The sequence below is a fragment of the Klebsiella sp. Shm-1 genome, from assembly GCF_040804525.1.
Classification (GTDB): Bacteria; Pseudomonadota; Gammaproteobacteria; order Enterobacterales; family Enterobacteriaceae; genus Klebsiella; species Klebsiella pneumoniae.
Map to the genome: position 1 here is coordinate 1,181,587 of NZ_CP161823.1, position 21,827 is coordinate 1,203,413.

The window sequence follows — 21,827 nt, forward strand, 5'->3', positions numbered from 1 at the left end:
TCAATAATTTTTTAAATGAATTAGAATCCTTCCAAAAGTTGATTTATTCCATTGCTGTCATCAAAGTTTATTTTGTCAAGTTCGGCAAGAGCTTTTCTATATTTTAATTGGGGTGTTTTATCAAAAGTCAAAATTCCTGAAATTAAGTTAAGATTTGTTTTTCCATCGCAGTTTAGGATGTTTTCAAAATTTACGTCAATCTTTACTTCATCATCATGTCTTATAGCACGACGAACCTCTAATGTAAGATTCGTATCATCACTTGTTAATCTATGATTACTATGGAAATATTCTGGATTTTTTACTTTTAGTATGCTTAATACATGAGAGATTATTGTTTCATTACGTGCAATTACTACCCATGCATTACCTATATCTGCAAATGTAGTGTTTAAGTAGCCATCTTTTGTATTAAGCTCTTTAAACTCCCTGAAGTCTCCATTTATTAGTTTGGAAAGGGTTTTGTTTTCTTCTCCCTTAGAGAAGATATAAATTAGTGAGCGACCTGGAAAGAGAAGTTCAACTTTAGAAATGACTTCTTTTGGGGTGCTTGTTATCGATCGTTGGCTGATTTTTTCATATAAGTGGACATAATCTTCTAAAAGGTTCTTTATAACACTCGAACGGAAGGTCGAGTAATCAATATCCGCACATAATTCAAAAAGGTTTTTATGTCTTATAGACTCATCGTTTTTATAAAGCGTTCTTAATATTCCTCGCTGTCTTTCTTTAGTGTCCCTACATATAAACATGGCTGCGAAATATTCCATAAGTGACTTATGTGACCAGCGAATTATTGCTCCTTCCTTGACAAATAAAGGTACGGTTTCGATAAGATCTTTTATGAATAATGATGCAGATATAGTCAACCCTGGTATTTTAGATGCAATTTCTTTAATGATTATTTGAAGATCATCTTTAGTGAACTCAATCCTTCCACCTTCCTTTAAACACCAAAATCCTAATCTTCGCAGAATCTGATGGAAGTCAGTTGAATCAAGCTTAGAATGTTTTTCCCTGACGTAACCAAGCTCTTTTGTTAGGTCATGAGATTCAAATAAAGCATCAAATACCTGGCTGTAAAACAATTCTTTCTTACGTGGAATTATTGGTTTGAATTTATATGCGCAAAATAATAAAGAAACATATAATGGAGTTGAAAGAAAATCATCGAAGTTTCTTCCTTCTTCTAAACGAAGACCTTTGATTAACTTTGACGAAATATTTCCGGTGTTATCGTAACGTCTAAGTAAATCATACGCTTGATAAGAATCTAACGGTTTTATTTTGAACCTTGAGAATCCATACAACTCAGAGAGGAAGCTATCATGTCTGGAAGTTATAATTATTTTGCTTTCTGAAAAATCATCTGCAAACTCACGCAAAGAGTTGACTACGGAGGATTTAATCCCTTGAGGTATTTCATCAATGCCATCGAATAAGTAAATAAAGGGAATTTCTTTAAGGCATGCATTGGAAATGTTTTTACCTAAACCTAGTTGATTCTTTACTTGTTCAGCAATGCTATAATCTTGTATGCGACGAAGCTCCAGATAAATTGGTATTTGATTCGTTTCTTCTATGCAATATAATGCAATTCGCTTCATTAAAGTTGACTTCCCCATACCTGCGGAGTCAGTTATTAATATATGGTTATAAGAATTTAAGATGTCAATCTTGTTATTAATTAAACACTCATAGTTTGATTGCTCGTTGTCATGGTATACAGAAATTGGTTCATATATTTTTTTTAGTTCGATGGGGGTGTTTTGGAAAGCTAATGTGTTTACTAAAGAACATTGTCCTCCGACACGAGAAAGGAATTTTTCCATGCTGTCATTTAGAAATCTCGCGGCTCTAACATCATCTAAATAATCTTTAACTCGTGATGAAATTATTGGGATTATTTTATTCTTGATGACTTCTTTAGCCCAAGGAAGTGATGCTGCGATCATTCCATCTAAAGTTACAGGTTGCATATTCAATCCTTATTTGTATTGTTGGTGGACAGCTTGCCCCCACCAATTCATTAATTCTATTCTCGCATCTAAATAGATTGAGCGGTTATAAGCTTTACGAACTTCATTCTTGTAAGTATGTGCTAGAGCAGCTTCTATCACATCTGCATTTAACCCAGCTTCATTCATTGCTGTACTTGCAATAGAACGTAAACCATGAGCAACTAATTTTCCACTATAACCAATACGTTTCAAAGCTGCATTCGCAGTCTGGCTATTCATTGGCATTTTGGGATCATTTCTACTCGGAAAAACGTATTCTCGGTGAGCACTGATTGGCTTCATGACTTCCAGAATCTCTATTGCCTGGGGGGATAACGGTACAATGTGCTCACGCTTAGCCTTCATCCGTTCGGCTGGAATAGTCCAGAGCTTTGCATCGAGATCGAGCTCAGCCCACCTAGCACCGGAAGCCTCAGAAGGACGAACTAGAGTCAGGAGTTGCCACTCAATGAGGCAGCGAGTCGGAACAGGCAAATTTGACATGACGAGAGAACGCATCAGCATAGGCAATTCTTCTGGGCGCAACGTAGGCATATTTTGTTTTTTTGGCTTCTCAAAGGCCATTCCAATGCCTGATGCTGGATTGGCATCAATAAGACCAGTATTTACGGCATAAATCATTATCTCGTTAACACGTTGCACCAACCGGCGCACCGTCTCCAGCGCCCCACGAGCTTTGATCGGTTCAAGGGCTTCAACCAGTGTTCGGGCTTTGATTTGCTGGACAGGGATCTCCCCGATGGTGGGGAATACGTCTTTTTCCAGTGAACGCCATATATCTTTAGCGTAATCATGGGTAACGCTTTTGCTTTTGAGCTGGAACCAGTTAGCGGCGACCGTCGAAAAAATACTGTCCAGAGCGATTCGCTGCTGTTCCTCTGCAACTTCAGCTTGAATTTGCGGGTCGATTCCGTTGGCTAATAGGGTTAGGTAATCTGCTCTTAACCCTCGGGCATCAGCAAGAGAAAGGGCAGGAAACGCCCATCGCCATCATGCAGCGTTAGATCCTTCTCTAACGCTTTCGCGCGCAGAACTTCGGTGTTGGTCAGGGGGCGTGTTGTCCGTGCCACTGTGGCCGCTTCTTCATGAATTGGTATACGCTTTTGGGTATACATCCTACCGTATACCTAAACGTATACCAATAATCACCGGATTTTGATGGATGTTCTCGGACAACAACAGACACAAAAAAGCCCGCAGGGCTTGCGCCGTGCGGGCTTTCAGGACTTCATCGGATGACTCTGGTAATCACCGATGGAGAATTTTGGTGGAGCTGGCGGGAGTTGAACCCGCGTCCGAAATTCCTACATCCTCGGCACTACATGCTTAGTCAGTCTTTACATTCGCTTGCCAGCTGCGGACAGACACGCCACTAACAAACTAGCCTGATTAGATTTAACGCTTCAACCCCAGGCAGGGCATCCACGCGATCTCTTTTGGGTTTGACCTCTCTTTGATCCCCGTCTTAAGAGCGGAAGCTAGGGAGAGAGGGCTCAGAGCAGGTTATTAAGCTGCTAAAGCGTAGTTTTCGTCGTTTGCGACTATTTTTTGCGGCTTTTTACGAGGCCAACCGCCCCTCGGCATGCACCTTGGGTTTCGCAAATCCCGTCGAATCCAGAATCAGCCCCAATGTGTAGGTCAAGTATAACAGATTTGTGAATGTCGTTACCAGCCCCATCACGCAGGATTATTTCAGCAGGGTGGACGAAAAATCAGCATCAACAAGGATATAGCGTAAGGGCCAGCGAGAGCTGGCCCTCGGGGAGGGGAAATTAACGTCCGGCGTGCTTCATAATACGCGCCTTGTCCAGCGCCCATTCACGATCTTTCAGGTCGGTACGCTTGTCGTGCTGTTTCTTACCTTTGGCGACGCCGATTTTCACTTTGCACCAGGCGTTCTTCCAGTACAGCGACAGGGCGACGACGGTGTAACCTTCGCGGTTAATGCGGCCGTACAGCGTGTCCAGCTCACGCTGGTTGAGCAGCAGCTTACGGGTGCGCGTCGGGTCGCAGACATAGTGGGTGGAAGCCACGGCCATGGGCGTAAAGTTGGCGCCGAACAGGAAGGCTTCGCCATCCTTCAGGATGACATAGCTATCGCCGATGTTGGCTTTGCCTGCACGCAGGGATTTGACTTCCCAGCCCTGCAGGGCGAGACCAGCCTCGTATTCATCTTCGATAAAGTATTCGTGACGGGCGCGTTTATTCAGCGCAATGGTGGCTGATCCAGGTTTGTGGGCTTTTTTCTTAGTCATAATGTCCTGAAGTCATCGTCTTATACACAGTTACCTCGATCGCATCCTGCGAGGTGTACTGCGCATCTTAGCACGAGTTGCGGCACAGCGTTTTTTTTAGCAGCAGATAAATGATATTATTTGCACTGTGTTTAAATGTGGAACCTGCTATGCCTCAGATTAGCCGTACTGCGCTGGTGCCTTTCAGCGCGGAACAGATGTATCAACTGGTAAACGATGTGAAGTCCTATCCTGATTTTCTGCCAGGCTGCACCGGTAGCCGCGTGCTGGAATTGGGGCCGACGCAAATGACGGCGGCGGTTGATGTGTCCAAAGCCGGCATCAGTAAGACCTTCACCACACGCAATACACTGACCAGCAACCAGAGCATTTTGATGAGCCTGGTGGATGGCCCGTTCAAGAAGCTGATTGGCGGCTGGAAGTTTATTCCGCTGAGCCCCGAGGCCTGCAAAATCGAATTCCATCTCGATTTCGAGTTTACCAATAAACTGATTGAGATGGCTTTTGGCCGGATCTTCAAAGAGCTGGCCGCTAACATGGTGCAGGCGTTCACTTCGCGCGCCAAAGAGGTTTACAGTGCCGGCTAATATTCGTGTTGAAGTCGCCTACGCGCTGCCTGAAAAGCAGTATCTGCAGCGGGTCACCCTGGACGAGGGGGCGACGGTCGAGCAGGCGATTATCGCCAGCGGTCTGCTGGCGCTGCGTGATGACATCGATCTGGCGAAAAACAAGCTGGGTATCTACAGTCGTCCGGTAAAGCTGCATGACGAAGTTCACGACGGCGACCGGGTGGAAATCTATCGTCCGCTGATCGCAGACCCGAAAGAGCTGCGTCGCCAGCGGGCAGAGAAAAGCGCCGCAAAGTAACCTGCAGCAGACCGGCTATCAGCCATAAAAAAAGCGCTCATCGAGCGCTTTTTGCTTTTCCGGGCCTTACTGACTGGTCAGCGCAGGCTTGTTATCAATGTTAGTCAACACACCGCCGCTGTTGAAGGTCAGGGTTAGGGTCTGCTGAGTCACTTTCTGGTGGCCCGGCTCCTGACGGAAGACATAGAACCAGGTATTGGTGCCGAACGGATCCGTCATCATTGGCGTCCCCAGAGCATAAGCTACCTGCTGTTGCGTCATACCGACACGAATTTTTGCTACATCGTTTGGTGCCAGATAGTTACCCTGGTTGATGTCAGGACGGTAAACCACTCGTTCCAGAGTGGAACAGCCTGCGGTCAACATAAGAAGAACCGCTGCGGCAGCAGTCAGCGTTTTACAGCGCATAGTGATTTGATTCCTTTTTGGGCCCGAGCAGTACGTGGCTCATCTGTAATATGCCGATAATAATAGACCTTCGCGCCGTTGGAAACCTCCGGCTGCAGGTCAGCAGGCAATTTGCTGTTCACTATGACCCTGTGAAAATCAAAAAGTTTACGCCGCAAGCAACTCTTTCGCGTTCGCCAGGGTGTTGCGCGTGACTTCGCTGCCGCCCAGCAGACGGGCCAGCTCCTGCAAGCGAGCACGTTTATCCAGCGGCTGCATATGGGTTTCGGTCATCTCGCCATCGGTCTCTTTGCAGACAAAGAAATGATGGTGGCCGCAGCCTGCGACCTGCGGCAGGTGGGTCACGCACATCACCTGCGTGGACTCGCCCAGCTGGCGCAGCAGCTTGCCGACCACGGCGGCGGTGGGGCCGCTGATGCCGACGTCCACTTCGTCGAAGATGAGCGCCGGGGTTTCCATTTTACGCGCGGTGATCACCTGAATCGCCAGCGCAATGCGCGACAGTTCGCCCCCGGAGGCCACTTTGGCGATTGGCTGCAGCGGCTGACCTGGGTTAGTGGTGACGCGGAACTCAATATGGTCGGCGCCGTCGGCGGTGAGATGGCGTTCATCGAACGCGACCTCAATCGCGAAGACCCCGTGCGGCATCGAAAGTGAGTGCATACTCTCAGTGATAAGCTGGGTCAGCTCGTCGGCGCTGGCCTGACGCAGGGCATGCAGCTGGCGCGCGGTCTCCAGCGCCAGCTGATGATGTTCGACCACCTGCTGGCTGAGGGATTCCAGCGAGCCGGCGCTGTCGTCCAGCAGGCGCTGCTCTTCCAGCATCGCCTGATAAACCGCCGGCAGCTCTTCCGGCATCACCTGATGTTTACGCGCCAGCGCGATTTGTCGGGAAATCCGTTGCTCAAGTTCAAACAGACGGTTCGGATCGAGATCCAGACGGTCATGGTAGTGGCGCAACTCGTCGCTGGCCTCGCTGAGCTGAATGGCCGCCTCTTCCAGCATATCCAGGACGCCGGAAAGCTTGCTGTCCATGCCCACCAGCTCGCTGACCAGCTGCTTCGCGGTATAAAGCTGGCTCTGCAGATTGGCCTCTTCGCCGTCCGCCAGTACCGTAAGGGCGTGCTGGCAGGTGCTGAGCAGCTGGCCGCTGTTGGCCAGGCGCTTGTACTCTTCGTCAATCTGCTCGAATTCTCCCGGCAGCGGGTTAAATTCGTTCAGCTCTTTAAGCTGATACTGCAGCAGATCGGCGCGGGCGGCGCGCTCCTGGCTCTGCTGCTGATGCTGGGCCAACTCGCGGCAGCTCTGGTGCCACTGGCGATAGTGCTCGGCCATACGCTGAGTAAGCGCATACTCACCGGTATAGCCGTCGAGCAGCGTTTTTTGGTGTTCGGGTTTGGTCAGCAGCTGGTGGGCATGCTGGCCGTGGATCTGGATCAGCAGCTGGCCCAGCTCGCGCAGCTGCGAGAGCGGGACGGCGGTGCCGTTGATGAAGCCGCGCGAGCGGCCGTCGGCGCTGATCACCCGGCGAAGTAAACACTCACGCCCGCTCTCCAGCTGATTCTCTTCCAGCCAGCGCTGGGCGGCAGGGGTATCTTTCAGCGCGAAGCGCGCGCACAGGTCGGCACGGGTGGCGCCGCGACGCACCATGTCGGCTTCCGCTCTGCCGCCGAGGCACAGCCCCAGCGCGTCGATGGCAATGGATTTCCCGGCGCCGGTTTCCCCGGTGATGGCGGTCATGCCGCTGTGGAAATCAATTTCCAGTTCACGAACGATAGCAAAATTACTGATGGTGAGTTGCGCCAACATAGCTGCCTTCCTGTATGAAAAACCAATACTGTGTTTTCGTACAGTATAGACTGGTTTTTTATCCAGTAAAGAGGCAGCCGTGAAAATCAGAACAATTTTTTCGACCAGCCGAGCTTGGTGCTTAATGTATTGAAATAGCTGTAATCTTTAGGGTGAATCAGATTGAGGTGATAATCACAGCGGCGAATGAGGACATCTTCGCCATCCTGGATCGGCAGGGCAATCTGGCTGTCGCAGCTGATCTCCAGATCGCTGCAGCGGTGAGAGAAGCGTAGGCGGATGGTGCTGTCGCCGTTGATCACCAGCGGTCGCGCTGAAAGGGTGTGCGGGAACATCGGCACCAGGGTGATGGCGTCCAGCGACGGCGTAAGGATTGGGCCGCCAGCCGACAGCGAGTAGGCGGTGGAGCCGGTCGGAGTGGAGATAATCAGGCCATCGGATCGCTGAGAGAACGCAAAGACTTCGTCGATATAGACTTCGAACTCAATCATATGCGCCACTTTGCCGGGGTGCAGCACCACTTCGTTGATGGCGGTGCTGATACGTTTCTGGCAATCCTGCTGACACACCTGGGCCTCCAGCAGAAAGCGTTTCTCGGCGATGTAGTGGCCTTCCAGCACGTCGGCGAGCTGCTGCAGGGCGTTGTCCGGGTCAAGGTCGGTGAGAAAGCCGAGGTTGCCGCGGTTAATGCCGATGACGTTAATGTCGTAACGGGCCAGGGTCCGCGCCGCGCCGAGCATATTGCCGTCGCCGCCCACCACCACCGCGAGATCGGCCTGTTGGCCAATCTCCGCCAGCGTGCCGGTTTTCACGTTGCTGAGCTGAAGTTCATGGGCGATCTGCTGTTCAACCAGCACTTCATACCCTTTGCTGCACAGCCAGCGCCAGAGCATTTCATGTGTGGTCAGGGCGGTGGGGTGACGAGGATGTCCCACAATGCCGATACACTTGAAATGGTTCTTCATGATCTGGATGTCCTTGCGTTAAATGAAATAGTGACAATCTGTCCGCTTCCCTTGAAACCCGGAAACTGATCCCCATAATAAGCGAAGTTAGCGAGATGAATGCGAAAAAAACGCGGAGAAATTCATGAGTAGTAAAGAACAGAAAACGCCTGAAGGGCAAGCCCCGGAAGAAATTATCACGGAGCAGCACGACGACGTTGAGGCGGTAGAGCCTGAAGTTTCGGCTGAGCAGGTGGATCCGCGCGATGAAAAAATTGCGAATCTGGAAGCCCAGCTGGCTGAAGCGCAGAAACGTGAACGTGAAGTGATGCTGCGTGCCAAAGCTGACGAAGATAACCTGCGTCGTCGTACCGAGCAGGATATCGAGAAAGCGCACAAATTCGCGCTGGAAAAATTCGTCAATGAACTGCTGCCGGTAATCGACAGCCTGGACCGCGCGCTGGAAGTGGCTGACAAGGCTAACCCGGAGCTGGCGCCGATGGTGGAGGGGATCGAACTGACCCTGAAATCTATGCTGGACGTGGTGCGTAAGTTCGGCGTGGAAGTGATCGCCGACACCAACGTTCCGCTGGATCCGAACGTCCACCAGGCCATTGCGATGGTCGAGTCTGAAGATGTGGCGGCGGGCAACGTGCTGGCCGTGATGCAGAAAGGTTATACCCTGAACGGCCGTACTATTCGCGCCGCGATGGTGACGGTAGCGAAAGCGAAATAACGCTTGCTGCCTTGCTCAACGGCTGCCTGCGGGCGGCCGTTTTTTGTGTCATCGCTCCCGGCGCGAGATAAAAAAACGGCGGGCCGCAGCCCACCGTGATATTAATTCCTTCGCTCGCGCTACTCCGCGACGCTCTCGCGTAATGATTTCACCGGCATCACTTTCACCTGTTTGATCATGTTGTCCTGCACGTCGAGGATATCTATATCGTACTGCTCAATGCGCACGCGGGTGCCCGGGACCGGGATCTCTTCCAGCGCTTCGAGGATAATACCGTTGACGGTGCGCGCTTCATCTTCCGGCAGGTGCCAGTTAAACGCTTTGTTGATTTCGCGAACGTTGGCGCTGCCGTCGATAATCACCGTGCCGTCGTTAAGCGGGGTCACTTCCTCCGCCAGGGTGGGTGACATGGAGGTGGTGAAGTCGCCGACAATCTCTTCAAGAATATCTTCGACGGTGACCAGCCCCTGAATATCGCCGTATTCATCGACCACCAGACCGACTTTCTTTTTATTGCGCTGAAATTTCACCAGCTGGGTGCTGAGCGGCGTGCCTTCCGGCACAAAGTAGATCTCATCTGCCGCCCGCAGCATGATCTCTTTTGTGAACTCTTTCTTCTCCGTCATCAGACGGTAGGCTTCGCGAACGCGCAGCATGCTGATGGCATCGTCCAGCGAATCGCGGTAGAGCACGATGCGGCCATGCGGGGAGTGGGTCAGCTGGCGGACGATAGATTTCCAGTCATCATTGATATCGATGCCGACAATCTCATTGCGCGGCACCATGATGTCGTTAACGCTGACCTTCTCCAGGTCCAGCACCGACAGCAGCATATCCTGATTGCGTCGTGAGATTTGTGAACGGGATTCATTCACAATCGTGCGCAGTTCATCTTTGCTCAGGGCGCTGCTGATGACGGTATCGGTGCGGATGCCCATCATGCGCATCAGTATGCGGGTGATGGTATTCAGCAGCCACACCAGCGGCATCATCAGCACCTGCAGGGGCGCCAACAGGAAGCTGCTGGGGTAGGCGACCTTTTCCGGATAGAGGGCGGCGATGGTCTTCGGCAGCACTTCGGCAAATACCAGCACCACAAAGGTAAGTACGCCGGTGGCGATCGCGACGCCGGCGTCGCCGTACAGGCGCATGCCGACGATGGTGCCCAGCGCCGAGGCGAGAATGTTGACAAGGTTATTGCCGATCAGCACAAGGCTAATCAGGCGGTCCGGCTTGCGCAGCAGCTTCTCCACGCGCTTGGCGGGGCGGTTGCCTTGTTTCGCCATGTGGCGCAACCGGTAGCGGTTCAGCGTCATCATGCCGGTTTCGGAACCGGAGAAATAGGCAGAGATAATCACCATGACGATCAGCGTTATGATCAGCGTGGTGGTGGAGATATGTTCCACGTAGGATTCCTTAAAAGACTTAGCTCACGAACTGCTGCAGCACGCGGCTACCAAAATAGGCCAGCGTCAGCAGACCGGCGCCAGCGACGCTGAACCAGACCACACGACGTCCGCGCCACCCTTCATGATAGTGCCCCCACAGCAGGACGATATAGACGAACCACGCAATAATCGACAGCACCGCTTTATCGATATTTTCGCTGCTGAACAGATTGTGCATGTAGAACAGGCCGCTGCACAGCGTCAGGGTCAGCAGCACCACGCCGACCTGGGTGATGTGGAACATTTTGCGCTCAATGCTCATCAGCGGCGGCATTTCGCTGCTGAAGGCCAGCTTTTTATTCTTGAGCTGGTAGTCGATCCACGCCAGCTGCAGCGCATACAGCGCGGCAATGATCAGCGTGGCGTACGAGAAGAGCGACAGGCCGATATGCACCAGCATCCCCGGGGTGGTTTCCAGGTGAGTGATATATTCGTTAGGCACGAATGTGGCGAAGGCCAGGTTGATCAGCGCGAAGGCATAGACGATAGGCAGCAGCAGCCAGCCGCGATTGCGCGAGGCCACGATAGTCATCACCGTACAGATCATCAGGCTGACCAGCGACCCGACGTTCAGTAAGCTGAGATTTTGCCCGCTCTCGCCGCCGGGGAATATCCGTGCTTCCAGCGCAAAAGCATGGCAGATCAAGGCGATAGTCGCAGATAAAATCGCCATTCGCCGCCAGCTGCTGTTTTTTTGCAGCAAGCCGGGGATAATCAGCGCGAGGCTGACGGAATAGGCGACAAGGGCGAGTAGAGCAAAAACAGGCATAGGTGTCGGCTGTTGGCTAAATAAGAAAGAGAAGCAGTATAACGTTAGCAGGCCTCTGCTCCAACCGTTGCAGCACATTCAGATTGATGTCGTGTTATACTCCGCCACATTCGTTTTGTGTGTCGCTGCGGCGACCGACCGTTTCCACCTCAGGCGAGAGACAATGTTTGATAATTTAACCGATCGTTTGTCGCGTACGCTGCGCAACATTAGCGGCCGCGGACGCCTTACAGAAGACAATATTAAAGACACCCTGCGCGAAGTGCGCATGGCGCTGCTGGAAGCGGACGTTGCGCTTCCGGTGGTCCGTGATTTCATCAGCCGCGTCAAAGAGAGCGCGGTCGGCCATGAAGTCAATAAAAGCCTGACCCCGGGTCAGGAGTTCGTCAAAATCGTCCGCAACGAGCTGGTGGCGGCGATGGGCGAAGAGAACCAGACGCTCGACCTGGCGGCGCAGCCGCCGGCCGTGGTGCTGATGGCGGGCCTGCAAGGTGCTGGTAAAACCACCAGCGTCGGTAAGCTGGGGAAATTCCTGCGCGAGAAGCACAAGAAGAAAGTGCTGGTCGTTTCCGCGGACGTTTACCGCCCGGCGGCGATCAAACAGCTGGAAACCCTGGCCGAGCAGGTCGGCGTCGATTTCTTCCCGTCTGATGTTGGGCAGAAGCCGGTTGATATCGTCAACGCGGCGCTGAAAGAAGCGAAACTCAAATTCTACGACGTGCTGCTGGTGGATACCGCCGGTCGTCTGCACGTTGACGAAGCGATGATGGACGAAATCAAGCACGTCCACGCCGCCATTAACCCGGTTGAAACCCTGTTCGTCGTCGATGCGATGACCGGTCAGGATGCGGCGAATACCGCGAAGGCCTTTAACGAAGCGCTGCCGCTGACCGGCGTGGTGCTGACTAAAGTGGACGGCGACGCCCGCGGCGGCGCGGCGCTGTCGATTCGCCATATTACCGGCAAGCCGATTAAATTCCTCGGCGTCGGCGAGAAAACCGAAGCGCTGGAGCCGTTCCATCCGGACCGCGTCGCTTCCCGTATCCTCGGCATGGGCGACGTGCTGTCGCTGATCGAAGATATCGAGAGCAAGGTTGACCGCGCGCAGGCCGAGAAGCTGGCCTCCAAGCTGAAGAAAGGCGACGGTTTCGACCTCACCGACTTCCTTGAGCAGCTGCGCCAGATGAAAAACATGGGCGGCATGGCCAGCCTGATGGGCAAGCTGCCGGGCATGGGGCAGATCCCGGACAACGTGAAAGCGCAGATGGACGACAAAGTGCTGGTGCGTATGGAAGCGATCATCAACTCGATGACCCTGAAAGAGCGCGCTAAGCCGGAAATCATCAAAGGTTCGCGTAAGCGCCGTATCGCCGCCGGCTGCGGCATGCAGGTGCAGGATGTGAACCGTCTGCTCAAGCAGTTCGACGACATGCAGCGCATGATGAAGAAGATGAAGTCGAAAGGCGGCATGATGAAGATGATGCGCGGGATGAAAGGGATGATGCCGCCAGGCTTCCCGGGTCGTTAAAAACAAGGGCATAAGGTTATCTTGTTTGCCATTTTAGCGCCGGGGTGTGCTCGCCATCCTCACGTACTACCTGTACGTTACAGTGGTTGCGCACACGCTGGTACTAAACTGGCTGCACCGCCGACGGCCTTTTACAGCAGACTTATCAACTGCTGATTGCATTTTCCCCAGAAATCAGTAAAATTTTCGGGCTTTTAATATGACACCGGGCTCCGTTCCTCGATGGGGCCCGGTTGTTTTATTCACACAAGAGGATGTTATGGTAACTATTCGTTTAGCACGTCACGGCGCTAAAAAGCGTCCGTTCTACCAGGTTGTTGTCACCGACAGCCGTAATGCACGCAACGGTCGCTTCATCGAGCGCGTTGGTTTCTTCAACCCGATCGCTAACGGTGCGGAAGAAGAAACTCGCCTGGATCTGGATCGTATCGCTCACTGGGTTGGCCAGGGCGCTACTGTTTCCGATCGCGTTGCCGCGCTGATCAAAGCCGCTAACAAAGCAGCTTAATCTGTCACGGTGGTCATGATGAGCAAGCAACACACCGCGCAAGCACCTGTTGATCCGATCGTATTGGGGAAAATGGGTTCTTCCTACGGTATCCGTGGTTGGCTCAGAGTGTTTTCCTCCACCGAAGACGCCGAAAGCATTTTTGACTATCAGCCCTGGTTAATCCAGAAGGCGGGTCAGTGGCAGGTCGTTGAGCTGGAAAGCTGGCGCCACCACAATCAGGACATCATCATCAAGCTGAAAGGCGTTGACGATCGTGATGCCGCGAATCTACTGACTAATTGCGAAATTATCGTGGATTCATCGCAGTTGCCGGAGCTGGAAGAGGGTGACTACTACTGGAAAGACCTGATGGGCTGCCAGGTAGTTACGACGGAAGGCTATAGCCTCGGTAAAGTCATCGATATGATGGAAACCGGGTCGAATGACGTGCTCGTCATCAAGGCAAACCTGAAAGATGCATTTGGTATCAAGGAGCGGTTGGTTCCGTTCCTCGATGGGCAGGTTATCAAGAAAGTCGATCTCACTACGCGTACTATCGAAGTAGATTGGGATCCTGGTTTTTAAATTCTCCGGATAAACGGTAAAAGACGGCGCTATGTGGATTGGCATAATTAGCCTGTTTCCTGAAATGTTCCGCGCAATTACCGATTACGGGGTAACTGGCCGGGCAGTAAAAAATGGCCTGCTGAGCATCGAAAGCTGGAGTCCTCGCGACTTCACGCATGACCGGCACCGTACCGTGGACGATCGTCCTTACGGCGGCGGACCGGGGATGCTAATGATGGTGCAACCCTTACGGGATGCCATTCATGCAGCAAAAGCCGCGGCAGGTGAAGGCGCGAAGGTGATTTATCTGTCACCTCAGGGACGCAAGCTTGATCAAGCGGGCGTCAGCGAACTGGCAACGAATCAGAAACTGATTCTGGTGTGCGGTCGCTACGAAGGGATAGACGAGCGCGTAATCCAAACCGAAATTGACGAAGAATGGTCAATCGGCGATTACGTTCTCAGCGGTGGTGAGTTACCGGCAATGACGCTGATTGACTCCGTTTCCCGGTTCATTCCGGGAGTACTGGGCCATGAAGCATCGGCAACGGAAGATTCCTTTGCTGATGGGTTGCTGGATTGCCCCCACTATACCCGTCCTGAAGTGTTAGAGGAGATGGAAGTACCGCCAGTATTGCTGTCGGGAAACCATGCTGAGATACGTCGCTGGCGTCTGAAGCAGTCGCTGGGCCGCACCTGGCTTAGAAGACCTGAACTTCTGGAAAACCTGGCTCTGACTGAAGAGCAAGCAAAGCTGCTGGCGGAGTTCAAAACTGAACACGCGCAACAGCAGCATAAACATGATGGGCAGGCGTGAGCCCCCAATATCAGTTTACCCAGGATAAGAGATTAAATTATGAGCAACATTATTAAGCAACTTGAACAAGAACAGATGAAGCAGGACGTACCTTCCTTCCGTCCGGGTGATACCGTGGAAGTGAAAGTATGGGTTGTTGAAGGTTCCAAAAAACGTCTGCAGGCATTCGAGGGCGTGGTTATCGCTATTCGTAACCGCGGTCTGCACTCTGCATTCACTGTTCGCAAAATTTCCAACGGCGAAGGCGTTGAGCGTGTCTTCCAGACTCACTCTCCGGTAGTTGACAGCATTGCTGTTAAACGTCGTGGTGCTGTACGTAAAGCTAAACTGTACTACCTGCGTGAGCGCACTGGTAAGTCTGCTCGTATCAAAGAGCGTCTTAACTAAGATTCGCTTTCGCGACATCCTGACAAAAAGGGCTGGCCTCAGGGCCGGCCCTTTTTTTATCTTTGTTGTAACCATCGTGATGTAAATCATTTACAATACGCCCTCTATACGGAGGGGCGGTGGTCAGTAACAGTTTTCAGCAAACGACACCTAAACGGCGAGCCGCCTGGCTGGCGTTGTTGGCGATCCTGCTGATCGTGGTGGCCCCCCTGATCTCCGTCTCCCTGCAAAAAGACCCCATGAGCGCCATGCCCGGCATGCACCACGCCATGATGATGGATAGCTCGTCCGCGAGCATGGCGCAGATGCCCGGGCACAAGATGGCGATGATGCACAGCACAGACGGCGCCACGCATACCGGACACGAAATGCCGCTGGACCATGCCGAAGCGTGTGGCTATTGCGTGCTGTTAGCCCATGTCCCGGGGCTCCTTTTCGCGCTGGCGCTGTTCGTCGCCATGCTTCTGCGGCGCATTCGCCTGCCGGTTTCTCGCCCGGTATTAAAGCACTGGCACTACTTTCCCTGGCTCTACCCCGAAACCCGCGCCCCGCCGCGGCTGTCTGCTTTTTCCCTTTAATAAAAATCAATCTGCGCACCGCGCAACGACCTCTTTTGCTTTAAAAAAGGAAAAGTATGACAACCTGCACCTCGCGCGCGGCATGGCTGAACCTGCTGCGTCGCCTCCATTTCTATATTGGTCTGTTTATCGGACCGTTTATCTTTGTCGCTGCCCTGACCGGTACGTTGTACGTGGCGACGCCGCAGCTGGAAAACTGGCTCTATCACGACGCGCTGCATGGCCTTGCCGAGGGGACTCCGCAGCCGCTCAGCGCCCAGATTGCGGTGGCCGAAGAAGCGACCCAGGGCAATCTGCGGCTGCTGGCGGTGCGTCCGGCGCCTGCGTTGGGCGAGACCACGCGCATTATGTTTGCCGATCCGGGTCTCGGAGAGTCGGAATCCCGGGCTATTTTTGTCGATCCGATCGCGCTGCGGGTGAAGGGCGATATGACGGTCTACGGCACCAGCGGCATCCTGCCGCTGCGCCAGTGGATTGATTATGCGCATCGCTCTCTGCTGCTGGGCGACAGCGGGAGGTTATACAGCGAACTGGCCGCCTCCTGGATGTGGGTGGCCGCGCTCGGAGGCATTGCCCTGTGGGCGATGACGCGTCCAAAACGGCGGCTGAATAACGCCCTGCAGAACCATCGTCGGCTGCACGTGACGCTGGGCTGGGGCTTACTGGTGGGTATGCTGCTCTTCTCCGCCACCGGCCTGACCTGGTCGCAATGGGCCGGCGGCAATGTGGACAAAATGCGGGCAGCGTTCGGCTGGCTGACGCCGCAGGTCAATACCCAGCTGCATGGCGAGATGCCGATGACGCACGATCCCCACGCCGGACATCATATGGATGCGATGGCCATGGCCCAGCATCAGCCGGCGCTGCAGCTGGTCCAGTTTGACCTGGCGCTGGCGGCGGCCCGTCAGGCGGGGCTGAACGCCAGCCGGCTGGAGATCCGTCCGCCAGTGTCAGACGACCGCGCCTGGACGGTGAATGAGATCGACCGTCGCTGGCCGACGCAGGTGGACGCGGTGGCGATCGATGGCGCCACGATGCAGGTGGTGGATCGCACGCGTTTTGCCGACTTTCCGCTGATGGCGAAGCTCACCCGCTGGGGCGTCGATTTCCATATGGGGATCCTCTTTGGTCTGGCGAATCAGCTGCTGCTGGTGGGATTTGGCTGCGCGCTGTGCGTTACCATCGGGGTGGGGTACCGGTTATGGTGGATCCGCCGTCCGCCTCAGGCGGCCTGGGATCCGGCGCGTTCGCTGCTGCAGGCGTGGCTGTCGCTCGCCTGGCCTGCCCGAAGCCTGGTGCTTGGGCTGGCGTTTGCCCTTGGATTGGCCATGCCGTTAATGGGAGCCAGCCTGCTGCTGTTCATTGCCGTTGACTACCTGCGCTGGCGCGCGGCAACGGCAATGAGGATGATGAAGTCCAGCGACTAAGCGAAGACTTACGGCGTGCTGATGACCACCGTTACCCGGCGGTTTTCGGCGCGCCCGGCCGCCGTGTCGTTGCTGGCGATCGGGTATTTTTTGCCAAGGCCGCGGGTGACTAAATTACTGCGTGGGACATGAGCGCCTTCCGCCCAGGCATCGGCCACGCTGTTGGCCCGCTTAAGCGACAGGGCTTCATTGTAGCTATCTTCACCATAATTATCGGTATGGCCTTCAAGGCGGCTATGGGTGATCCCGGTAGCCGCCAGCCGCGAGGCCATCGTGGTGATCTGCTGGCGGCTGTCGGGACGTAGTCGGTAGTCATTCTTGTCAAACAGGATGCTATCGGATAAGCCCAGGGACCAATCGCCATTGCTTTCAGTGAAGCCGTAAGATTTCATCGCCGCCACCTGCTCCGGGGTAAATTTTCCCTGAGGAGCCTGGCAACCTGTCAAAAGCGCCGCCGCCATCAGGGCGGGGACGAAATATTTTCTGATCATAATGAGTCCTTTATTATTTCAGCGTCTGCTGGATACGTTGGTTTTTCATCCGATACATATTCTGATCGGCAAGTTCTTGCAGTGATTCCGCGGTGGCGTGCTCCCACGCCAGGGCATAACCGACGCTCAGCGAGAGCGTGGCGCTATGACCGTTGTGCAGGTTGAATGGCGGAAGAAATTGTTCCGTTAGCGCCTGGCACAGGGCCTGCACTTCTGCTTCCGAGCGCACCTCGCGCAGCAGAACGGCAAACTCATCGCCGCCAAGACGCCACGCCAGATGGCGTTTACCGGCAAAAGTCATCAGGCGGCTGGCGACCTCCATCAGCACTTTATCGCCCGCCGCATGCCCCCAGTTGTCGTTAATCAGTTTGAAATTATCGCCATCAAGAAACAGCAATGCCGAGGTTTGATGATCGACTTCATTCTGCATCAGCTCGGCGAGCGCGTTACGAAAGGCGGCGCGGTTAGCCAGGCCGGTCAACGGATCGTGTAACGAACTGCGCAACAGCTGCGCGTTTTTGGCCTGCAGCTGGCGCTGCCAGTCCTCCATTTCCCCCAGCAGGCTGTTAAAGTCCTGGGCGAAAAGATGGAACTCCTCGATACGCTCCTCCGGCACCCGCCGGGAGAAGTGGCGGTTTTCACGTATATCATGCACGACCTCAGTGATGCTCTGCAGGGCGGCGACGATCCCCCGGTGTAGGGAGTGGGTCAGCAGCAGGGCGATGAACGAGGCGAGCAGAATGCTGCCGGTCAGCACCAGAATCGAGATACCGAGAAAGTGGCTAATCAGTTCATCAAGCGCGGTCAATCTCAGCTCGCCGATTTGTTTGCCCTGGTGCCAGATGGGCTGCACCGTGGGCTCCGGAAACAGCCATTTACTGATAAGCCCGCTCACTTGCTCTTTATTGGCCAGCGGTTCATGGCGCCACGCGGCGAAGTGCTGCATCTGGCCGTTTAGCACGATTGCCTGGGAGATCTGCCCTTGCTTGCCCAACGACGCGAGGGTCTCCTCTGCCGCCGCGCTGTCGCCAAACACCAGGGCGGCTTCGAGGCTGCGCCCCATGGTCGCGGCAGTGAGCTCAAGATTTTTCTGCGCGTACTGCTTGAGCGTGAAGATTGAGGCTGTACTCAGCAGCAGCCAGACCAGCGTCATGGAGATCACCACGCTTATCACGCTAATGCGACGGAGCGCGCGTTTGAAAGTCGGGCGCGGAGTCTGTGAAAAGTCCTTATTCATGTGGTTTCTTCCGGGCAAGCATCAGGACGTCCGGGTTAACCCGAACCCCGCTGTGCGTCAGAACGTCCAGATTAACGGAGAAGCGGACCCGGTCGTCATTGATGATCAGGCAAAACGCGCTACCAATTGAACAATCCGTATTTTGTTCTGCGATGAGTAACAGCGGCCTCGGGCCATAGCGGCGAGTGAGTTCTGACTGTTCAGTCGGCGATTCGCTGCCAAAATAAAAACCATCGCAGGTCGTTTTTAACGCTTCTTCACGATTACGTACTATCACCGGTTGATAGGGTAATGCATCCGGATCTTCATGAGCCAGGCTATGGGTGAAGCGTGATGAGGCAAAAATGCACAGCTTTGGCGCTCCTGTTAATGACGGCCAACGGGTGTAGGTCACGATCCCGGAAACAATAGCGCGAACATGTTCTGAAGGTCCGGCAGCAAAAACAGGAGATACCGCGATGAGAAAAAATACAGTCAATAAAAGACGGTGTAATACTGTCATTAACGCTTCCGTCAAAGTCGCCATAGCGCGGGAAAAGCGGCTGCCGATGCCCGGCGAAGAATACCACTGTTAATAAAACCCGTCATTAGATGCGCCCTTTGCTTTGGGACAATTCTCACCAGGATTTTTCGTAGTACCGATACCGTGGGTGCGCAAGTTTGGCTTGTTTTTTCTATGTGTAAATATTGTTATACGCATCGCGCCATTGTGAGTGGCAATTAATTCGTTGGTGTAAATTAAAATTTACGGAATATGGATTGAATTCTTTACTTTGTGTGGTATCGTTACGTCATGCCCTCTGAGGCAACCCTTATCGCAAACGAGCTACACAGGATCGCAATCATGCAAAAAGACGCGCTGAACAACGTACATATTACCGACGAACATGTATTAATGACCCCGGAGCAACTGAAGGCGGAATTCCCGCTGAGCGTCGAGCAGGAAGCGCAGATCGCGCACGCCCGTCAGACCATTTCGGATATCATCGCCGGTCGCGATCCGCGCCTGCTGGTGGTATGTGGTCCTTGCTCCATTCACGATCCGGAAGCTGCGATTGAATATGCTCGTCGGTTTAAAGCCCTTGCCGCAGAGGTCAGCGATAGCCTCTACCTGGTGATGCGCGTCTATTTTGAAAAACCCCGTACCACCGTCGGCTGGAAGGGGCTGATTAACGATCCGCACATGGATGGTTCGTTTGATGTTGAAGGCGGCCTGAAGATTGCGCGTCGTCTGCTGGTTGAGCTCGTCAATATGGGACTGCCGCTGGCGACGGAAGCGCTGGATCCCAACAGCCCGCAGTACCTTGGGGATCTGTTCAGCTGGTCCGCTATCGGCGCGCGTACCACGGAATCACAAACGCACCGCGAAATGGCCTCTGGCCTGTCGATGCCGGTCGGCTTTAAAAACGGTACCGACGGTAGCCTGGCCACGGCCATCAACGCCATGCGCGCCGCGGCGATGCCGCACCGTTTCGTCGGCATCAATCAGGCCGGGCAGGTCTGCCTGCTGCAAACGCAGGGTAATCCGAACGGCCATGTGATCCTCCGCGGCGGCAAGGCGCCGAACTACGGTCCGGAAGATGTGGCGAAATGCGAAAAAGAGATGGCGCAGGCGGGACTGAAGCCGTCGCTGATGGTAGATTGCAGTCATGGAAACTCCAATAAAGATTTCCGCCGCCAGCCGGCCGTGGCTGAATCCGTGGTCGCGCAGATCAAAGATGGCAACCGCTCCATTATCGGCCTGATGATCGAAAGTAATATCCACGAAGGCAATCAGTCCTCTGAACAGCCGCGTGAGGCGATGAAATACGGCGTCTCGGTGACGGATGCCTGCATCAGCTGGGAGACTACCGAGGCGCTGCTGCGTGAACTGGATAAGGATCTCCGCGGCCACCTGGCGGCCCGTTTGGTTTAAGAGGAAAGTATGGTTGCTGAACTGACCGCGTTACGCGATCAAATTGATGAAGTGGATAAAGCGTTGCTTAGCCTGCTGGCTAAGCGTCTGGAGCTGGTGGCCGAAGTCGGCGAGGTGAAGAGCCAGTATGGCCTGCCGATTTACGTCCCGGAGCGCGAGTCGGCGATGCTCGCCTCCCGACGTAAAGAGGCGGCTGCGCTCGGCGTACCACCGGATCTGATCGAGGACGTTCTGCGTCGCGTGATGCGGGAATCCTATTCCAGCGAAAACGACAAAGGCTTCAAAACCCTGCAGCCGAATCTGCGGCCGGTGGTCATCGTCGGCGGCGGTGGGCAGATGGGGCGTCTGTTTGAGAAGATGTTAACGCTGTCCGGCTACCAGGTGCGTATTCTGGAAAAAGAGGATTGGGCCCGGGCGGCGGATATCGTCGCCGATGCCGGCATGGTTATCGTCAGCGTACCGATTCACACCACCGTGGAGACGATCGCCAGGCTGCCGCCCCTTCCGGCGGATTGCATTCTGGTTGACCTTGCCTCGGTGAAAGCGGAGCCGCTGCAGGCGATGCTGGCGGCGCATCAGGGCCCGGTTCTTGGCCTGCACCCGATGTTCGGTCCGGACAGCGGCAGCCTGGCGAAGCAGGTGGTGGTCTATTGTGATGGCCGCCAGCCGGAGGCCTATCAGTGGTTCCTCGAACAAATCCAGGTTTGGGGCGCGCGGCTGCACCGCATCAGCGCCGTTGAGCACGATCAGAACATGGCCTTTATTCAGGCGCTGCGCCACTTTGCCACCTTCGCCTATGGCCTGCACCTGGCGGAAGAGAATGTACGTCTTGAGCAACTGCTGGCGCTCTCGTCACCCATTTACCGACTGGAGCTGGCGATGGTAGGCCGTCTGTTTGCCCAGGATCCGCAGCTGTACGCCGATATTATTATGTCATCGGAAAACAACCTGGCGCTGATTAAGCGCTACTACCAGCGTTTCGGCGAAGCGATCGGCCTGCTGGAGCAGGGCGATAAGCAGGCGTTTATCGACAGCTTCCGTAAAGTCGAACACTGGTTTGGCGATTACGCTCAGCGTTTCCAGAGCGAGAGCCGCACGCTGCTGCGTCAGGCGAACGATAATCGGCAGTAAAG

The 21,827-nt window shown here is 54.0% G+C and carries 22 protein-coding genes, 1 other RNA gene and 1 pseudogene; 12 read left to right on the forward strand and 12 right to left on the reverse strand.

What is annotated here, in order from left to right; translation table 11 throughout:
* Positions 1-20: 20 nt before the first annotated feature.
* From AB1E37_RS05840 to smpB, 4 genes and pseudogenes are all read right to left on the reverse strand, one after another.
* Positions 21-1,979, reverse strand: a complete 1,959-nt coding sequence (locus AB1E37_RS05840; protein ID WP_004899960.1) for an NACHT domain-containing NTPase — start codon at positions 1,977-1,979, stop codon at positions 21-23.
* Positions 1,980-1,988: 9 nt separating this feature from the next.
* Positions 1,989-3,091 (reverse strand): annotated as a pseudogene (locus tag AB1E37_RS05845) (integrase domain-containing protein).
* A gap of 195 nt (positions 3,092-3,286) precedes the next feature.
* Positions 3,287-3,649: a transfer-messenger RNA gene (ssrA, locus tag AB1E37_RS05850) on the reverse strand.
* Positions 3,650-3,793: 144 nt separating this feature from the next.
* Entirely contained in the window at positions 3,794-4,276 is a 483-nt protein-coding gene (gene smpB / locus AB1E37_RS05855) for an SsrA-binding protein SmpB (RefSeq protein ID WP_002914164.1), read from the reverse strand.
* Between the two features lie 149 nt (positions 4,277-4,425).
* On the opposite strand from smpB, the gene AB1E37_RS05860 reads away from it, so the two are divergent.
* Both AB1E37_RS05860 and AB1E37_RS05865 read left to right on the forward strand, forming a co-directional pair.
* Entirely contained in the window at positions 4,426-4,863 is a 438-nt protein-coding gene (locus AB1E37_RS05860; RefSeq protein ID WP_004174798.1) for a type II toxin-antitoxin system RatA family toxin, read from the forward strand.
* Entirely contained in the window at positions 4,853-5,143 is a 291-nt protein-coding gene (locus tag AB1E37_RS05865; RefSeq protein ID WP_004145682.1) for an RnfH family protein, read from the forward strand. Before AB1E37_RS05860 ends, AB1E37_RS05865 begins: the two co-directional genes overlap by 11 nt.
* Positions 5,144-5,209: 66 nt before the next feature.
* Here AB1E37_RS05865 and bamE read toward each other — a convergent pair whose 3' ends face one another.
* From bamE to nadK, 3 genes are all read right to left on the reverse strand, one after another.
* Positions 5,210-5,551, reverse strand: coding sequence for an outer membrane protein assembly factor BamE (gene bamE, locus AB1E37_RS05870; RefSeq protein ID WP_002914160.1), 342 nt, complete (start codon positions 5,549-5,551; stop codon positions 5,210-5,212).
* 147 nt (positions 5,552-5,698) lie between these two features.
* Positions 5,699-7,360, reverse strand: coding sequence for a DNA repair protein RecN (recN, locus tag AB1E37_RS05875; protein WP_004174799.1), 1,662 nt, complete (start codon positions 7,358-7,360; stop codon positions 5,699-5,701).
* Positions 7,361-7,446: 86 nt separating this feature from the next.
* On the reverse strand, positions 7,447-8,325 hold the full coding sequence (nadK, locus tag AB1E37_RS05880) for an NAD(+) kinase (protein WP_002914158.1): 879 nt from the start codon (positions 8,323-8,325) through the stop codon (positions 7,447-7,449).
* A gap of 124 nt (positions 8,326-8,449) precedes the next feature.
* Between nadK and grpE the strand changes: the two genes are divergently transcribed.
* A complete protein-coding gene (gene grpE, locus AB1E37_RS05885; protein ID WP_004174800.1) occupies positions 8,450-9,040 on the forward strand; it encodes a nucleotide exchange factor GrpE in 591 nt (196 codons plus the stop codon).
* A 119-nt stretch (positions 9,041-9,159) separates the two neighbouring features.
* Here the strand turns inward: grpE and AB1E37_RS05890 are convergent, their stop codons facing one another.
* Positions 9,160-10,446: an HlyC/CorC family transporter gene (locus tag AB1E37_RS05890; RefSeq protein ID WP_004149392.1), complete on the reverse strand. Its 1,287-nt coding sequence runs from the start codon at positions 10,444-10,446 to the stop codon at positions 9,160-9,162.
* Positions 10,447-10,465: 19 nt separating this feature from the next.
* On the reverse strand, positions 10,466-11,257 hold the full coding sequence (locus tag AB1E37_RS05895; RefSeq protein ID WP_002914153.1) for an inner membrane protein YpjD: 792 nt from the start codon (positions 11,255-11,257) through the stop codon (positions 10,466-10,468).
* Between the two features lie 163 nt (positions 11,258-11,420).
* Here AB1E37_RS05895 and ffh point away from each other — a divergent pair, with 163 nt between their 5' ends.
* The 7 genes from ffh to AB1E37_RS05930 all read left to right on the forward strand — a co-directional run bounded on the left by ffh (position 11,421) and on the right by AB1E37_RS05930 (position 17,051).
* On the forward strand, positions 11,421-12,785 hold the full coding sequence (gene ffh / locus AB1E37_RS05900) for a signal recognition particle protein (protein ID WP_002914152.1): 1,365 nt from the start codon (positions 11,421-11,423) through the stop codon (positions 12,783-12,785).
* Between the two features lie 259 nt (positions 12,786-13,044).
* Positions 13,045-13,293, forward strand: coding sequence for a 30S ribosomal protein S16 (rpsP, locus tag AB1E37_RS05905; RefSeq protein WP_002914149.1), 249 nt, complete (start codon positions 13,045-13,047; stop codon positions 13,291-13,293).
* Between the two features lie 18 nt (positions 13,294-13,311).
* A complete protein-coding gene (rimM, locus tag AB1E37_RS05910) occupies positions 13,312-13,860 on the forward strand; it encodes a ribosome maturation factor RimM (protein ID WP_004150977.1) in 549 nt (182 codons plus the stop codon).
* Between the two features lie 31 nt (positions 13,861-13,891).
* A complete protein-coding gene (gene trmD, locus AB1E37_RS05915; RefSeq protein WP_002914147.1) occupies positions 13,892-14,659 on the forward strand; it encodes a tRNA (guanosine(37)-N1)-methyltransferase TrmD in 768 nt (255 codons plus the stop codon).
* Between the two features lie 39 nt (positions 14,660-14,698).
* Positions 14,699-15,046, forward strand: coding sequence for a 50S ribosomal protein L19 (gene rplS / locus AB1E37_RS05920; RefSeq protein WP_002914145.1), 348 nt, complete (start codon positions 14,699-14,701; stop codon positions 15,044-15,046).
* Between the two features lie 119 nt (positions 15,047-15,165).
* The gene (locus tag AB1E37_RS05925; protein ID WP_002914119.1) at positions 15,166-15,624 is read left to right on the forward strand and encodes a DUF2946 domain-containing protein; all 459 of its coding nucleotides are present in this window, start codon (positions 15,166-15,168) and stop codon (positions 15,622-15,624) included.
* A gap of 56 nt (positions 15,625-15,680) precedes the next feature.
* Positions 15,681-17,051 (forward strand): PepSY domain-containing protein, encoded by a 1,371-nt coding sequence (locus tag AB1E37_RS05930; protein WP_032448021.1) that lies wholly within the window; start codon positions 15,681-15,683, stop codon positions 17,049-17,051.
* An 8-nt stretch (positions 17,052-17,059) separates the two neighbouring features.
* Here AB1E37_RS05930 and AB1E37_RS05935 read toward each other — a convergent pair whose 3' ends face one another.
* The 3 genes from AB1E37_RS05935 to AB1E37_RS05945 are packed head-to-tail and all read right to left on the reverse strand — an operon-like array spanning position 17,060 to position 19,281.
* On the reverse strand, positions 17,060-17,542 hold the full coding sequence (locus AB1E37_RS05935) for an OmpA family protein (RefSeq protein ID WP_004145671.1): 483 nt from the start codon (positions 17,540-17,542) through the stop codon (positions 17,060-17,062).
* A gap of 13 nt (positions 17,543-17,555) precedes the next feature.
* The gene (gene dgcN, locus AB1E37_RS05940) at positions 17,556-18,779 is read right to left on the reverse strand and encodes a diguanylate cyclase DgcN (protein WP_002914116.1); all 1,224 of its coding nucleotides are present in this window, start codon (positions 18,777-18,779) and stop codon (positions 17,556-17,558) included.
* Positions 18,772-19,281: a YfiR family protein gene (locus AB1E37_RS05945; RefSeq protein WP_004174804.1), complete on the reverse strand. Its 510-nt coding sequence runs from the start codon at positions 19,279-19,281 to the stop codon at positions 18,772-18,774. Before AB1E37_RS05945 ends, dgcN begins: the two co-directional genes overlap by 8 nt.
* A gap of 342 nt (positions 19,282-19,623) precedes the next feature.
* On the opposite strand from AB1E37_RS05945, the gene aroF reads away from it, so the two are divergent.
* Together aroF and tyrA are read left to right on the forward strand one after the other, a co-directional pair.
* Positions 19,624-20,694, forward strand: coding sequence for a 3-deoxy-7-phosphoheptulonate synthase AroF (gene aroF / locus AB1E37_RS05950; protein WP_002914114.1), 1,071 nt, complete (start codon positions 19,624-19,626; stop codon positions 20,692-20,694).
* Positions 20,695-20,703: 9 nt separating this feature from the next.
* Entirely contained in the window at positions 20,704-21,825 is a 1,122-nt protein-coding gene (gene tyrA, locus AB1E37_RS05955; RefSeq protein WP_009308459.1) for a bifunctional chorismate mutase/prephenate dehydrogenase, read from the forward strand.
* Positions 21,826-21,827 lie beyond the last annotated feature (2 nt).